The 15,415-nt window shown below is 72.0% G+C and carries 14 protein-coding genes; 8 read left to right on the top strand and 6 right to left on the bottom strand.

Translation table 11 applies throughout. The annotated features are described in order from the left end of the window. The first annotated feature begins 176 nt into the window (after positions 1-176). Entirely contained in the window at positions 177-1,580 is a 1,404-nt protein-coding gene (locus ABT070_RS40885) for an MFS transporter (protein WP_351768030.1), read from the top strand. Between the two features lie 216 nt (positions 1,581-1,796). Here the strand turns inward: ABT070_RS40885 and ABT070_RS40890 are convergent, their stop codons facing one another. The 4 genes from ABT070_RS40890 to ABT070_RS40905 form a co-directional block, all read right to left on the bottom strand. Further along, complete coding sequence (locus ABT070_RS40890; RefSeq protein ID WP_351768067.1) at positions 1,797-4,112, bottom strand: FUSC family protein; 2,316 nt, start codon at positions 4,110-4,112, stop codon at positions 1,797-1,799. Positions 4,113-4,393: 281 nt separating this feature from the next. Beyond that, the gene (locus ABT070_RS40895) at positions 4,394-5,407 is read right to left on the bottom strand and encodes an NAD(P)/FAD-dependent oxidoreductase (RefSeq protein ID WP_351768031.1); all 1,014 of its coding nucleotides are present in this window, start codon (positions 5,405-5,407) and stop codon (positions 4,394-4,396) included. Beyond that, positions 5,404-5,958: an isoprenylcysteine carboxyl methyltransferase family protein gene (locus tag ABT070_RS40900; RefSeq protein ID WP_351768032.1), complete on the bottom strand. Its 555-nt coding sequence runs from the start codon at positions 5,956-5,958 to the stop codon at positions 5,404-5,406. The genes ABT070_RS40895 and ABT070_RS40900 overlap by 4 nt, the downstream gene beginning before the upstream one ends. A 39-nt stretch (positions 5,959-5,997) precedes the next feature. Then, positions 5,998-7,056, bottom strand: a complete 1,059-nt coding sequence (locus ABT070_RS40905; RefSeq protein WP_351768033.1) for a type III polyketide synthase — start codon at positions 7,054-7,056, stop codon at positions 5,998-6,000. Positions 7,057-7,214: 158 nt separating this feature from the next. Here ABT070_RS40905 and ABT070_RS40910 point away from each other — a divergent pair, with 158 nt between their 5' ends. The 7 genes from ABT070_RS40910 to ABT070_RS40940 all read left to right on the top strand — a co-directional run bounded on the left by ABT070_RS40910 (position 7,215) and on the right by ABT070_RS40940 (position 13,580). Next, positions 7,215-8,084, top strand: coding sequence for a UbiA family prenyltransferase (locus ABT070_RS40910; protein WP_351768034.1), 870 nt, complete (start codon positions 7,215-7,217; stop codon positions 8,082-8,084). A gap of 293 nt (positions 8,085-8,377) precedes the next feature. Beyond that, on the top strand, positions 8,378-9,190 hold the full coding sequence (locus ABT070_RS40915; protein ID WP_351768035.1) for a TauD/TfdA dioxygenase family protein: 813 nt from the start codon (positions 8,378-8,380) through the stop codon (positions 9,188-9,190). A gap of 297 nt (positions 9,191-9,487) precedes the next feature. After that, positions 9,488-10,513 (top strand): transporter substrate-binding domain-containing protein, encoded by a 1,026-nt coding sequence (locus ABT070_RS40920; protein ID WP_351768036.1) that lies wholly within the window; start codon positions 9,488-9,490, stop codon positions 10,511-10,513. Between the two features lie 176 nt (positions 10,514-10,689). After that, positions 10,690-10,845: a hypothetical protein gene (locus ABT070_RS40925; RefSeq protein WP_351768037.1), complete on the top strand. Its 156-nt coding sequence runs from the start codon at positions 10,690-10,692 to the stop codon at positions 10,843-10,845. Beyond that, on the top strand, positions 10,842-12,074 hold the full coding sequence (locus ABT070_RS40930; RefSeq protein WP_351768038.1) for an MFS transporter: 1,233 nt from the start codon (positions 10,842-10,844) through the stop codon (positions 12,072-12,074). Before ABT070_RS40925 ends, ABT070_RS40930 begins: the two co-directional genes overlap by 4 nt. 86 nt (positions 12,075-12,160) lie before the next feature. Next, positions 12,161-12,997 carry an LLM class flavin-dependent oxidoreductase gene (locus tag ABT070_RS40935; RefSeq protein ID WP_351768039.1) on the top strand — a complete coding sequence of 279 codons (837 nt, stop codon included), beginning with the start codon at positions 12,161-12,163 and terminating at the stop codon, positions 12,995-12,997. A 28-nt stretch (positions 12,998-13,025) separates the two neighbouring features. Then, positions 13,026-13,580 (top strand): nucleoside deaminase, encoded by a 555-nt coding sequence (locus ABT070_RS40940; protein WP_351768040.1) that lies wholly within the window; start codon positions 13,026-13,028, stop codon positions 13,578-13,580. Between the two features lie 68 nt (positions 13,581-13,648). Here ABT070_RS40940 and ABT070_RS40945 read toward each other — a convergent pair whose 3' ends face one another. Then, positions 13,649-14,101, bottom strand: coding sequence for a cupin domain-containing protein (locus tag ABT070_RS40945; RefSeq protein WP_326790271.1), 453 nt, complete (start codon positions 14,099-14,101; stop codon positions 13,649-13,651). Between the two features lie 61 nt (positions 14,102-14,162). Beyond that, positions 14,163-15,386, bottom strand: a complete 1,224-nt coding sequence (locus tag ABT070_RS40950) for an MFS transporter (protein ID WP_351768041.1) — start codon at positions 15,384-15,386, stop codon at positions 14,163-14,165. Positions 15,387-15,415: the final 29 nt, after the last annotated feature.

Genomic DNA, 15,415 nt, shown 5'->3' on the forward strand with positions numbered 1-15,415 from the left:
ACGGGCGGGACGGTTCCCCGCGCCGGGTCGGGGGCCCTGTCGCACCCCCGAACAGCGCTCCCCGGCACAGCTCGGCCTGCCACGCGAGGCGTCCGGCGCGCAGGCTGGACGGCGCGGTTGAAGCACTCGTCCCGCCGCGGAGAATCCCTTTCGCCTCGTTCTCAGGAGAACCACTCGTGTCCAGTTCTGTCGCATCGGACAGGCCGTCGTCCGCCGACACCGCCGCCGGCCGACCCGGCACCGCGAACGGTGCCCGGTGGGCGCTGGCGGCCGCGCTGCTCGGCTTCTTCGTGATGACGCTCGACGCCCTGATCGTCAACGTCGCGCTGCCCGAGATCGGGCGCGGCTTCGGCGGCGGGATGACGGGGCTGCAGTGGGTGGTGGACGGCTACACGCTGATGTTCGCCGCGCTGCTGCTGTCCGCGGGGTCGGTGACCGACCGGATCGGTGCGCGGCAGGCGTTCGGCGCGGGGCTCGTGGTGTTCACCGTCGCCTCGGCGGCCTGCGGTCTCGCACCGGACCTGGGTGTGCTGGTCGTGGCGCGGCTGGTGCAGGGCGCGGGCGCCGCGGTGATCGTGCCGGCGTCGCTGGCGCTGATCCGCGAGGCGTTCCCCGACCCCGCCCGGCGTGCCCGGGCGATCTCGGTGTGGGCGATGGGCGGCTCGGTGGGCGCCGCGGCCGGGCCGGTGCTGGGCGGTGTGCTCAGTGAGCTCAACTGGCGGATGATCTTCTTCGTCAACCTCCCGGTGGGTGTGCTGGCGCTGTTCCTGCTCACCCGGACCGCCCGCTCGACCCGCCGGGGCGACGCCCCGTTCGACTGGACCGGGCAGATCGCCGCGGTGGCCGCGATGGGCGGCCTGACCTACGCGGCGATCGAGGCCGGCGCCGTGGGCATGGGCGCGCCGCGGGTGCTGCTCGCCCTGGCGGTGGCCGTTGCGGCGGCCGTGGTCTTCCTGGTGGCCCAGGCGCGCGGCCGCAACCCGATGGTGCCGCTGGAGCTCCTGCGCGCCCGGACGATGGCGCTCTCGGCGGCCATCGGATTCGCGCTCAACGTCGGCTTCTACGGGATGATCTTCCTGCTCGGCCTGTACCTCCAGCAGGACCGTGGCCTGTCTCCGACGGCCACCGGGCTGGCGTTCCTGCCGATGACACTGCTGACCGCGGTCGTCAGCTCGACGGCCGCCTGGTTCGCCGCGAGGTTCGGGCCGCGGATGCCGGTCGTCGCCGGGCAGCTTCTGATGGCCGTCGGCCTGGTGGCGCTGGGCGTGGTGCCGGCGTCGGCGCCCGCCTGGCTGCTCGTCGTGCTGATGGTGCCGGTCGGAACCGGCGGCGGCCTCGCCGTACCGGGTGTGACCTCACTGCTCCTCGACCGGGTCCCCGCCCGGCGCGCAGGTACCGCGAGCGGCGTGCTGAACGCCTCCCGCCAGCTCGGTGGCGCCCTGTCCGTGGCCGTTTTCGGCGCCCTGGTCTCCCACCACGCGCACTTCCTGCACGGGCTGCGCACCAGCCTCCTGATCGCCGCGCTGCTCGTGGTCCTGACGGCGGCGGCGTCCGTACTCCTCAAGGAGAAGACCTCATGACCCCGGCACCGGCGGGATGACGAGAGACGTGACGATCGTCGACGCGGCCGACGCCGACGACGTCGCGGAACCCCTCACGCCCACGACCGTCGAGCGCCGTGACGTCGGCCCGCGGCGCCGGCCGGCTCGGAGCGGGCCTCCGTACCCGGCTCGATGCGGTGCACAGGTGCTCCTTGCTCGTCGGATGTGCCCGCGGACCGTCGTGGCCTGTCGGTCTCAGGCGGGACTTGGCTTGCCCGCCCCCGCCCCGGCCCCGGCCCCCGCCCCCGCGGCCGCCGCCAGGCTCGGCTGGAGCCGGCGGGCGGCGTCGAGGTGGTCGGCGGTCCAGATCATGCGTACGGCGGTGTCCGTGGCCTGCCCGTTCTCGTCGCTCAGATCGCGGCGGAGCGATGCGACCAGCTCCGCCTCGGCACCGGGGTTGCGCGGCAGCGGATCCAGGACGGGGGTGTCCTGACCCAGACCGGCGGCGAGGTCCCGGTACCAGCCGGAGACGCGGCCCACGGTGCCCAGGAGGACGACACGAGCACCGGCCCGGTCAGGCTCGGGCCGCAGCTCGCCGGCGCGCTGCCACAGTCCCAGCACCGCGTCCGCCGCCAGGCGCAACCCCACGATGCCGGTGACCAGGGTGGTCATATCGGCCAGAGGCACCGGTTTGGGGCCGTGCTCGGCCAGATAGCTGCGGAAGGCGTCGTCGAGCCTTCGCGCGGCGGCCGCGGCTTCGAGGCGCTCCTGCAGCGCGGCATCGGCGGAGACGGGCTCGGTACCGCAGCGGCCGACGGCGTATTCCACCGCGCATGCCAGGTACCGGGCGCTCTTTCGGTACGCCTCGGCCAGCGCACGGTCGACCGCGGCGGCCGCGCCGCGAGGCCAGAAGAAGAGCCCCACCAGCACACTCACCGCACAGCCGATCGCGATGTCCTGGATCCGCAGGAGCACGATGTGCCAGTCGGGGTCCTGGCCGATGTTGAACAGGATGACCAGCGTGATGGTGAAGGACGCCTGACCGGCGGCGAAGGAGATCGCGGCGGGGGCGATGCCGGCGAGGAGCACCGCGAGGGGCAGCAGGAACCAGAGAACCGTGCCGTGATGACCGATGAGCTGCAGCAGCACGGTGCCGATGATCGAACCCGCGACGGTGCCGCCCAGGGCGCGCACCGCGTTCTGCCCGGTGTTGAGGGCGTTGGAGCGCAGCACCGACAACGTGCCCAGAAGAACCCAGAACGAGTGCTGGACGCCCGTCACGTTCGCGAGGGCGACCGCGATACCGAGACCGACCGCTCCCCGCAGACTGTTGTGCAGCCAGACGGACTGCGGCTTGAGGTGCGCGGCGGCCCGCTCGCGCGCCGAGGCCAGCGGCGCGGTCGCGGCACCGGGCTCGCCGCCGAGCACTCGCTCGAACCAGCTCCGGCGTTCGGCCGCTGCGACCAGGTCCACGTTGTCGGCGATCTGCAGCGCCGCGAAACCCAGCTCCTGCGCCCGGAACGACAGGTCCAGGGCGCCGATGACCGGGTGCACCTGGGAGGGTGTGCCGGTTCCGCCCCGGTTCACGGGCAGCCGGGTGGTGGCGTTGCGCTCCATGTCGGCCATGTCCGTGCGCAGCTTCTGCGCAGCGGAGTGCAGCCGGTCCGGGGAGCCGGCCGGGGCATCGAGCAGCGTGGCCACCTCGTCGAGCACGGCCGCGGCGGCCCGCCGTACGGACCGGGCGTCGGCGTCGCACGCCGGACGGCCGTCCGGAGAGGGCGCGCTGTCGGCCAGGATGCCGCTGAGCCACGTCAGTTCGTCGACGAGACGGACCGTGGCGCGCGAGCTGGTGGACAGGCCGGTGGGGCGATAGGGGGTGGCGTCGAACACGGTACGCAGCCCGGCCGCCGCGGCCGAGGCCTCGTCGGCCGTCGCACGGCACTGCCCGGTGCTCGGCGCGCCCTGACCGCCGGCCAGGAGGGACGCGTCGGTGCGCAGTTGCGCGGCGGCGGCACGGCAGACCTGGGCGGCGGGTGCGGCGAGCGGGTCCGCGGCGGGGCGGGGCCACAGGAAGACGATGGCGAGCAGGGAGGCGGCCGCCGCGAGGCCCGCGCCCGCGAGCCGGTCGGGAAGGTCGGAGAACGGGGCGGGTGAGGTCACCGGGAGGATGAACGCCAGCAGCAGTGCGGTGGACGCGCCCGCCAGTACGGAACTGACCACGCCGGAGAACAGCACCAGGAAGCCGATGACGACCATGGCGGTGACCGCGAGCCAGGTCACGTCGGCCACGAGCGTCCCCAGGCAGATGAGGACGGCCCAGGCCACCGCCAGACCGAGGTGTGCCCGGAGTCGCTGCACCATCGGGCCGGTGAAGTCCACGAACAGGAGCATCGAGAACGAACCGAACGCGGCGAACGTCGCCATCGTCGGTGAGCCGATGACCTGGCTGCACAGGGCGAACAGGGCGGGCATCACGATGGCCGTCCGCCCGGCACGCCGGGTGGCCGCCAGTTCGGGATCGTGGTCACGCAGCCACGAGGGCGCCGACCTGAGCCGGAATCGGCTGAGCATCTGCACGGGACCGTGTACCTCCTGTCGCCATGGCGTCCGGCTTGTCCGGCGCGACGCCTCTTCCAGCCTTGCATCTCACGGACGCGCCCACGTTCGTGACCCCCGGGAGGGGCAGCGGGTGTCCGCCCCGGAGCCGGCGATCACCAGCGGCGGCAGTGGAGAGATCGACTCGGCAGGCGCCCCGAGGGCGGGTCACGAGAAGGTGCGGTGCGATCCGGCGACCTGGTCCGACGCCGAGAGGTGAATGCCGGTGCCCCTGGACCGGTACACGGGCCGGGCCGCTACTGCAGGGCGTGGACCGCGGCCGAGAACAGCGGGGGCATTCGGGACGCCGCGGGGACGATGAGGCGGGCGGTGCCGGCACGGCGGCTCGCGGCCAGCAGGGCCCCGGTCAGTAGCCGGTGTCGTCGGGTCAGCCGCACCCAGGCGCGCTCGTACGCGGCCGGCCGGCCGTCGGTCAGGCAGCGGACGGCGGCGCCGGCCGTCGCCAGCGCGAGAGCGATGCCCTCGCCGGTGAGGGCGTCCAGGTAGCCGGCGGCGTCGCCGACGAGCAGGACACGGCCGGCGGTTCTGCGCCGCACCCGCTGCCGCAGTGGTCCGGCGCCGCGTACCTCCGTCGCGGCCGGGCCGCGCAGCGACGCGGTGAGGGCCGGGAAGGCGGCCAGGTGTCCGTCGTACCCGCAACGGTTGCGGCTCAGGATCGCGACGCCCACGAGGTCGTCGTCGACCGGTGTCACATAGGCCTCGCCGTGCTCGGACCAGTGGACCTCCACGAAGTCCGTCCACGGCGCGGCGCGGTAGTGCCGGCGCAGTCCGTAGCGGCCGTGGGGACGGCCCGGCAGGTCCAGCCCCAGGCCGCGACGCACCGGGGAGTGCAGACCGTCGGCGGCGATCAGCCAACGGGCCGTGATTCCCGCGGCCGTGACCGTGTCCGTGCTCTGGCGCACCTCGCCGACCTTGCCCGCCAGCATCCGCACACCGAGGCCGACAGCGCGCCGGTGCAGTGCGGAGTGCAGCGTCGTACGGCGGATTCCCAGCCCGTTGCTGCCGCGGAAGGACGCGTCGGCGCTGGTGGTGCCGTCCACGTAGCGGATGCCTCGCAGTTCGCGGCCGGTGACCTCGACGCCCAGTGCGCGCAGCGCGGCGACACCGCCGGGCATGACGCCCTCTCCGCAGGCCTTGTCCACGGGCGAGGTGCGGGGTTCGACGACGACGGCCTCCAGGCCGGCGAGCGCGGCGTGGATGGCGGCGGCCAGACCGGCCGGTCCGCCGCCGGCCACCAGGACGTCGATCACGCCGGAGCGGTCGTGGTCGGCGTGGCCGTGGTCGAGGGCGTCGCGGCGGCCAGCGCCCGGTTCTCGCAGCGGATGCGTACGGTGAGCAGGGCGGCGTCGAGCGCAGTGAACACGGCCGCGGTGACCCAGGCGGTGTGGACGAGGGGCAGCGCCGCGCCCTCGGCGACGACGGCCACGTAGTTCGGATGCCGCAGCCACCGCCACCGGTAGGGGCCGTCCGTCACCAGCGGCAGGCCGGGTACGACGATCACCCGGGTGTTCCAACGGGGGCCCAGGGTGTGGATGCACCACCACCGCAGGGCCTGGGCGCCCGCCAGCACGGCCAGCATCGGCCAGGCCAGGGCGGGTACGAAGGGGCGGTCGGCCAGCCAGACCTCGACCGGGCAGGCGATCAGCAGGCCGGTGTGGAGGGCGACCATCGCCGGATAGTGGCTTTGCCCGGTCACGGTCGCGCCGCGGGCGGCGCTCCACCGTTCGTTGCGGCGGGCGACGACGAGTTCGGCGACGCGTTCGGCGGCGACGACGGCCACCAGCAGTCCGTACCAGATCATGTGTCCCGTGTCCCTCGTCGTGTCCCTCGTCGGTCCGGACTACCAGCGCAGCAGGACGAGTTCGCAGGCGAAGCCGGGCCCCATCGCCAGCAGCACACCCGGGGTGCCCGGCGGCGGTCGGCGCTCGGCCAGGGTGTCGCGCAGCACGTGAAGCACCGAGGACGAGGACAGGTTGCCGACGTCGGCCAGATGACGCCACGTCATATCCAGGGCGTCGTCGGGCAGTTCGAGGCTCTCGGTGACGGCCTGAAGGACCTTGGGGCCGCCGGGGTGGCACACCCAGGCGGTCACGTCCTTCGGCTTCAGGCCGTGGTCGCCGAGGAACCCCTCGACGTCGTCGGCCAGGTACCGGCGCACCACGTCGGGGACCCGCGGGTCGAGGACGACCTGGAAGCCCGAGTCCTTGATGTCCCAGCCCATGACGCGCCCGGTGTCCGGGTACAGGTGGCTGCGGGTGTCCACGATCACCGGGCCGCCGGTGTCGGCGGGGCGGTCCGCGCCGCACGCGACGACCGCGGCGGCGCCGTCGCCGAACAGCCCGGTGGCGACCAGGTTGGCCATGGAGGCGTCGTCGCGCTGGAAGGTGAGCGAGCACAGTTCGACCGACAGCAACACCGCCACGTGGCCGGGACGGCCCAGCAGATAGTCGTGCGTACGGGCCAGTCCGGCGGCGCCGCCGGCACAGCCCAGGCCGAACAGGGGCAGCCGCCTGACATCGGGCCGCATGCCGAGGCGGCCGGCCAGACGTGCGTCGATCGAGGGGGTGGCAATACCGGTGACGGAGGTGAAGACCAGCAGGTCCACGTCGGCCGCGGACAGACGGGCCGCGTGCAGTGCCTCGCGGACGGCCTTGGCGCCCAGGTCGGTGGCGGCGGCGATGAAGACGTCGTTGGAGGAGCCGAATCCGTCCAGCTCGCCGTACCGTTCGAGCGGCAACGTCATATGGCGCGAGCCGACCTTCGCGCTGCGGTGCAGCCGGTCCAGGACCCGGCGGTCGGCGCCCTCGGGCAGGCAGGTGCGGGCCACCATGTCGGTGATCTCGGACTGGGTGCGACGGTGCGGTGCGAGGGCACCGTGAACGGCGGCGATCCGCGTCATAGGGTTCCCGTCCCGTTACCGACTGGGGTGAGTTGCTCTCCACATGTTCCCCGGCACGCGGCTCCGACACCATGGATCGCCCGTCCGGCCGTCCGGCCGCCCGTCTCGGGGGCGCGCGGCGCACCGGCGGGGCGGCGCCCGACGCCTACGATCGGCGGGTGGTCACTCCCCAGCAGTCGACGACCGGCGGCCCGGCGGCGAGGGGGGCCGGCCGGGTGACCGGCCTGGCCGGAGCGTGCCATCCCGGGCCTGTCGTGGCGGTCACCGCCTTGATGGCCGCGCTGGCCGTGATCGCGGGCCAGGGCGCCGCGCGGTGTGTTCTGACCGCTGCCGCCGTGCTGGCCGGGCAGTTGTCCGTCGGCTGGTGCAACGACGCGTTCGACGCGCGCCGGGACATCGCCGCCGGCCGCCGTGGCAAACCCGTCGTCGACGGCACGGTCGGTGTGACGGAGGTGTGGGTGGCGGCGGTGGCCGCGCTGGCACTGTGCGTGCCGCTCTCGTTCGCCTGCGGCTTGTGGGCCGGCGCCGTTCACCTGACCGGGGTGGCCGCGGCGTGGGCGTACGACCTGTGGCTCAAGGCGACTGCGTGGTCGTGGGCGCCGTACGCGGTGGGTTTCGCCGCGCTTCCGGCGTTCGTGGCGCTGGGGCTGCCGGGACGACCGTGGCCTGCCTGGTGGGTCGTCACCGCCGGGGCGCTGCTCGGGGTCGGCGCCCATCTGGGCGATGTGCTGCCGGACATCCGCGCGGATCTGGCGACGGGCGTACGGGGGTGGCCGCACCGGCTCGGCCCGCGGGGCGCGCGACTGCTGCTGCCGGTGCCGCTGGTGACCGCGTCCGCGGTTCTGGTGCTGGGGCCCGCCGGACCACCCGGCCGATGGGGAACGGCGGCGCTCGCGGTGGCCGGCCTGGTCGCGATGGCGGGGACGGTGCTGGGACGCCGCTGGGAGCGGGCGGCGTTCGGGGCAGCGGTCGCCGTGGCGGCGGTGGACGTGGCCTTGCTGCTGCTGCGCGGCACCGGAATCGCCTGACCGTACGGCCGGCCTCGCCCAGGCGTGACCGGGACTCGGCCCGGGGGAGCCGGTCGAACCGTCGGCTGCTGACGCCTGTCCGGAAGATTCATGCACCTGCAATGATCCGGCTCGGGCTTGCCTGGTACACATGGCGGGTGAGCATCCCAGTGCTGCTGTACCGCAGGTTGTACGTGGACCTGGCGCGCGTCGTCGCGGCCGCGTGTCGCCGCGTCTGACGTCGCCTTCACCTGTCCGGCAGAAGGCGACCCCAGCGTGACGTCCCCGTAACGGCAGCACACCGAGGGAGAGCCATGAGCACTGTCGCGAGCCACGAGATCCGACGGGCGGGACCGCGTTTCGGTGCGGAGGTGACCGGCATCGATCTGAAGGCCGGCGTCGACGACCGGACCGCCGAGGAGTTGCGCCGCGCGTTCCGCGAGCACAAGGTGCTGGTCTTCCGTGACCAGCACCTGACTCCCGCTCAGCACGTCGAGGCGGTACGTGTCTTCGCGGAACCGTTCGACCATCCGACCGCTGTGAAGGACTCCGCCCATCCTCTGGTCTACCCGTACAACGTCCGCAAGACGGGCAAGGCCAGTACCTGGCACATCGGCGGTCTGTGGCGGCAGCCCGTGTTCGCGATCGAGTCGCTGACCTACGAGGTGGTGCCCGAGCTGGGCGGGCACACGCTCTGGGCCGATCTGCAGGCGGCGTACGACGACCTGTCCGAGCCGTTCAAGGTGCTGCTCGAGTCGGTCGGCGCGCTCTACGACGGAGCCGCGGAGAACTACGCGCAGGGAAGCAGGCGGACCGCCGCCGGGGAGCCCGTCGAACATCCGGTCGTGCTCCGGCATCCCGAGACGGGCCGGAAGGGGCTGTTCATCAGCACGTCGGCGATCGGCCTGACCGGCGTCACGGCACAGGAGGGGAAGGTGCTCCTCGACCATCTGCTCCGGCACGCCTCCTCGCCCGACTACACGATCCGCTTCGGCTGGAACCCGGGCGACTTCGTGCTCTGGGACAACCGGGCGACCTGGCACTACGCCGTGGACGACTACGGCGACGGCGCCCGCGCCTACCGCAAGGTGATCGGAGTGGAGCCGGTGCGGCAACCAGCGGCCTGACCGAGGTCGACCAAGTCCGCCCCGTCATCGCGGACTTGGTCTCCCTCCGTACCGCTCTGGTCGTCGTCACCCGAGAGACCGGCCGTTCCCGCGAGACAGCCGACCGGGTCGTCCTCATCGAGGCGGCGAGATCGTCGAACAGGGCCCGCCCTGCGAGGTCTCGACAAGCCCCAGTACGAGCGGACCGAGGACTTCCCGAGCAGGGTCGTCCGACCGACCGCATTCCACCGCGACCCCACGGCGCATCCACGATCTCCCCCCACTCCACCACCCTCTCCCGAGCGACAAGGAACGGCCATGTCTATCCACTTCACCCGACGTAGCCTGGTACGCGGCATCACCGCGGCGACTGCCGTCGTCACCCTCGCCACCGGGCTCGCCGCCTGCGGTGGTGACAGTGACGCCGCCACCACGACGGACAACGCCGCCTCCGAGAGTGTGACCATCGGTCAGTTCTCGAACGGCGCCGCCACGGAGACCACCCTCAAGGTGTCCGAGGTCCCGTCGATCAGCGCCGAACTGCCCGATGCCATCAGGAAGAGCGGCAAGCTGGTGATCGGCCACGGCGCGCTGCCCTCCGGCTCCGCCCCGCTCGACTACGTGGGCGACGACCAGAAGACCCTCACCGGTTCCGAGACCGACATCGGCCGCCTCGTCGCCGCGGTCCTCGGCCTCGAGCCGGAGAGCAAGAACTTCACCTGGGAGAACCTCTTCATCGGCGTCGACAGCGGCAAGGTGGACGTGGCCTTCTCGAACGTCACCGACACCGAGGAGCGCAAGGAGAAGTACGAGTTCGCCTCCTACCGGCAGGACAACCTCGCCTTCGAGGTGCTGAAGTCCAGCAACTGGAAGTTCGACGGCAACTACGAGAACCTCGCTGGCAAGACCGTCTCGGTCGGCTCGGGCACCAACCAGGAGCGCATCCTCATCGAGTGGCAGAGAAAGCTGCAGGGCGAGGGCAAGAAACTCACCATCAAGCGCTACCCGGACAACAACGGCGCCTACCTGGCGCTCAGCAGCGGCAAGATCGATGCCCACTTCGGCCCCAACCCGACCATCTCCTACCACATCACCCAGACCGCGAAGACGGACAAGGCCACGGCCAACGCGGGCACGTTCTCCGGCGCGGGCGCTTCGCTGCAGGGCCTGATCGCGGCCACCTCCAAGAAGGACAGCGGTCTCGCCAAGCCGGTCGCCGACGCGATCAACTACCTGATCAAGAACGGTCAGTACGCCAAGTGGCTGGCCGCCTGGAACCTCTCCAACGAGGCCGTCGCCAAGTCCGAGATCAACCCGCCCGGGCTGCCGCTCGACAACTCCTGATCCGCTGCCCGCTCCCGGGCCCCGCCGTCGCCACCTGCGGGGCCCCGGAGCGGGCTCCGCCGCACCCGGCCGTGTCCTCGTTACGGAGAAGCCGAACCGCCGTGTCCATCAGCGTCCCCCGTCCTGTGCCGCGCGGTCCCGCAAGAGGGCTGCCGGCCTCCTCCGACGAGCTCGCCGTGAGCCTCGGCACCGCCGTGGTGATCGCGGACGCCGCCCGTACCGTGCGACCCGGTGCCTTCGGCGATGTGCCCGAGGAGATGCCGTACGCCGTCCACGACCCGTACCAGGGCTCGATGGGCACCAGGCTCATGGGCACGGCAGGGTTGCGATGATCACGCCGGCGGACTCGTCCGCGTCGACCGACCGCTGTCCGGCGCCCTCCGCCGGGCGGAGGCGGGCGGCGATAGCCGGCGCCCTGATCGCCGCGTTCGGTGGCTTCGCCGGCTTCAACCTGATGCTCTCCGCGATGCCCGCGTACGCCGTCCGCTCCGGCGCCGGACCGTCGGGAGCCGGCACGCTCACCGCCACCATGATGGCGGCCACCCTGGCCGTCCAGCCCCTCACGCCGTGGCTCTTCGCCCGGCTCGGACGCAGGCGCTCACTCGCCATGAGCGGTGCGCTGCTCGGGCTGCCGTGCCTGATGCTGCCCACCGCCTCCACGCTGCCCGCCCTGACCGGCCTCGCGGCAGTACGCGGACTGGGCTTCGGCGTGTTCGTCGTCGCCGGTGTCACCTTCACCGCTGAGCTGTTCCCGTCCGGCAACCGGGGGCGAGCCATCGGCTGGTACGGCGCGGTGGTCGGTGTCGCCGGCGTCCTGGGGGCTCCGCTGGGCATCGCCCTGGCCCGGCAGGAGGCGTACGCGCTCGCCTTCGCCCTGGCTGCGGGCACGGCCGCCCTGGTGCTGGCCGGCTCGTTCGGCTTCCCCCGCGCCGCGGCGCCCGCCCGGCCGGCCGGGCCGCGCGCCGGCCGCCCCCGGACCCCGCGCGGAACATTGCGGTCGCTGCGCGCCATGACCGGCCCCCTCATGGTGGAGGCCGCGTCCACCACGGCTTACGGCGTCGTCTTCACCTTCCTGCCGCTGACCGCCTCGGCCGCGCCCGCCGCGCTGTTCGCCGCGCAGGGCTCCACGGTGCTCTCCCGGCTCGGCGCCGGGTGGCTCATCGACCGGTACGGAGGCCGCCGGGTGCTGACACCGGCAGTGCTGGTCACCGCGCTCGGGACCGCCGCGGGCGCGGCCCCGCACGAGCCGGCTCTGCTGCTGGCCGGTACAGCCCTGTTCGGAGCGGGCTTCGGCGCGGTCCAGAGTGCCACCCTGGTGCTCGCCCTGCAGGCGGCCGGCGACCACCCCGGCGGTCTCGGCGTGGCCGGTGTCGCGTGGAACGTCGCCTTCGACGGCGGCACCGGAATCGGCTCGCTCGCGGGCGGCCCCCTGCTCTCCCTCGGCGGCCCGTCCGCCCTCTTCCCGGCGACGGCGGCCGTCCTGGCCGTGTTCCTCCTCCTGGACCTCCGCACCGCACGCCTGCCGGATTCGAAGAATTACGGTTCATCGCGGGACGGCTGACCGGCCGCCACTCCCCATGCATTCGTCTCACCGTATGCCTTGCCGACAACTGCACGTCGATGATGGGTAGTTGCTAGTGTTGGGTCATGCGGATCGGCGTGAATGTCCCCAACTTCGGCCCGGGTACGAACCCGGATATCCTGGCCCGCTGGGCCAAAACCTCGGAGGGTCTCGGTTTCGACCTGTTGATGCTCTCCGACCATGTGGCGATCACCTCGGATGTCGCCAGACAATATCCCGCTCCATTTTACGAACCTGTCACAACTCTTGCCTGGCTGGCCGGAATCACGACCAGGATCGGGCTGGGCACGACGGTTCTCATCGCGCCGTACCGGCACCCCCTGTTGGTCGCCCGCATGGCGGCCAACCTGCAGCAACTCAGTGGCGGCCGACTGATCCTCGGCGTCGGCGTCGGTTGGGCCCGAGAAGAGTTCGAGGCGCTGGGCGTCCCGTTCGAACGGCGCGGCGCTCTGACCGACGAACACCTGCGGACCATACGCGCCGCATGGGAAAACGACGCCGACTATGGCTGCGGACAGATTCCGATCTGGGTCGGTGGCAACAGCGACGCGGCAATGCGGAGGGCCGTACGGATCGGTTCTCCGTGGCATCCGCTGCGATTCACGATGCCCTGGTTCAGGGAGGCCCTGGATCGACTGAAGGATATATCGGCCGAACGCGATCAGCCGGTGCCTGAGTTGACGCCGCGCATCTATCTACGGCTCACGGAAAAGCCGATCGACGACCCGGATCGCCGGGCCGGCGAGGGCACCCTGGAGCAGGTTCTCGAGGACATCGAGGAACTGCGCCTTGCCGGTGCCGAAACCGTGCTGCTCGATCCGTACCACGGCGATCCCAACGAGACCCTGCGGCCCGAGGCGGCGTGGCAGGCACTGGCGACCGTGGCCGCCCACCGGCCTTAGCAGACACCCCAGAAGAGACGGAGTCACAGTGGCCCTCAACGACCACGACCTTCCCGAGAGCGGCACCGGCAGTGGTACCGCCGCCACCGTCGACGAGGCCGACCTGCCCTATCTGCGCCGCTGCATCGAGCTGGCGGCCGAGGCGGTGGAGGCCGGCGACTGGCCGTTCGGATCCGTGCTCGTCGACGCGGACGGCAAGATCCTCGCCGAGGACCGCAACCGCGAGTCCACCACGGGCGACCCGACGCGGCACCCCGAATTCGAGCTCGCCCGCTGGGCCGCGACCCACCTGACCCCCGAGGAGCGGACCACGGCGACCGTGTACACCTCGGGGGAGCACTGCCCGATGTGCGCGGCCGCGCACGGGTGGGCCGGACTGGGCCGCATCGTGTACGCGAGTTCGTCCCAGCAGGCCCGGGACTGGAAGGCGGAGTGGGGCGTGCCCGTCACCTCGCCCCTGAGTCCGCTGTCCGTCCAGGACGTCGTCCCCGGCATCGAGGTGGCGGGTCCGGTCCCTGAACTCGCCGAACAGGTGCGCGAGTTGCAGTGGCGGTTCCGTAACCGGGACAGCGTGGGCGACTGACGGCCGCACGAGCAGGGCCTGGCGGCGAAATCGCCGCCAGGCCCTGCTCGTTGCCGCGGGTGCGCGGGTCAGACCATGAACTGGTCGTACTTCGCCATGTGCTCCTGCAGTTCCTCCAGGCTGGGGTTGCGCCCGTTGGCCGTCAGGCGCCCCAGGCCGCGGAAGTAGTCCTCGCGGTTGTAGATCGGGTAGAACATGATCAGCAGCGTGGCGTCCTCGTTGCCCCTGTTCGTGAAGCCGTGCGGCTCGCCCTTGGGTATGTAGGCGAACGCGCCGGGCTCACCCACCACCTTGCGGTCGCCGATGGTGAACTCGATCTCGCCCTTCACCACGTAGAACATCTCGGTCGACTGCTTGTGGATGTGCGGGCTGGCACCGCTCGCCTCCGGAGCCATGTGGTGCTCGAAGAAGCCGAACTCGCCGTTCGAGTCCGCCGTGGTGAGCTTGAGGTACGTCCTCTTGGTGTCCCGGATGTTGACGAACTCGCCTTCGCCGGACGGAACATACAACGGAACGGACATTTCTCTCCTAAATGGTGATCAACTGTGCCGGCTCGTCTGCGGGGCCGGCGTACATGGGTGGTCAGGTGGCTTCGGCCAGGCTCGGGTCCGGTCGGGGCCTGCTGTCCGCCTGTGCCTGCGCCCATCGGCCGATGACCGGCGCGGCGAGGCCGCAGACGGCGAACAGCGCGGCCAGAACGGTCCATCCCGTGCTGCCGCTCGTGACGACCAGGCTGACCAGGACCGGTGCCGCGATCTGCTGGATGGCCACGCCGAGCCAGAAGACCGAGAGGTAGACGCCTTCCTGGCCGGGCAGCGCGAGCAGATAGGAGCCGCCCCAGCCACCGGCGGACTGGAACAACTCGCCGCCGGTCAGCGCGACCATGGCCAGCAGCAGCACGCCGACGGCCAGGACGACCGGCAGCTTCGGCACCGCGACCAGCAGCAGGCAGCAGACCGCCAGGGAGATGCCGGCCCATACCAGGGCCCGGGCGGCGCCGGCGATGGTCTCGGTGCCCCGGCTGGCCCGCACCTGCAGGGCGACCGCGAGCACGGTGTTGACCGCCACCAGGGGGGAGATGAACGCGGAGGAGACGTCGGTGTGTCCGACGATCCACAGCGGGATCCCGATGCTCAGCAGGGTCATGTGCATGGTGAGCACGGCGTTGATGCCGGTGAACGACAGGAACGACCCGTCCCGCAGCACACTGACCGAGAAACGCCGGCGCAGGCTCTTGGCCGGCGCACTGAGCACCGGCAGCCGGAAGGCCAGGCTCGCGAGCACGGCGAAGGAGGCGGCGTTGACCAGCAGGATCGCGGTGTAACCCGCCCGGGTGTCGATCAGCAGCCCGATACCGCCCAAGAGGGCGCCGACGGTGAAACCGACGTTGCGCAGCGACCGAAGGATCGCGACCACCCTGACCCGGTCGTCGGTCGCCGTGACCTGCCCGACCAGGGCCTGTTCCATCGGTGCCGCCGCCTTGTCGACCAGGCCGAGCAGACACACCACCGTCAGGAACTGCCACAGGTTCTGGACGAGCGGGTAGACCACGAAGCAGGCGCAGCGCCACAGGCTCACCCCGACCAGCACCTTCTTCGGGCCGGTCCGGTCGGCCAGGATGCCGATCGGGATCGCGGTGGCCAGGGCGATGGCGGCGGACAGGGTCAGACCGAGACCGAGGTTGCCCTCCGACAGGTGGACCGACCTGGTGATGAACGGGACGGAGACGGAGAGGAAGGCACCGGTGCCCACCGCGTCGATCATCGCCATCACGGCCAGCCGTAAACCGACCGATCCTCCTGGCATGGACCCGCGCCATCCGCGGACGCGTTGCC

Origin of the sequence: Streptomyces sp. NPDC002884, from assembly GCF_040295245.1 — a bacterium.
Lineage (GTDB): Bacteria > Actinomycetota > Actinomycetes > Streptomycetales > Streptomycetaceae > Streptomyces.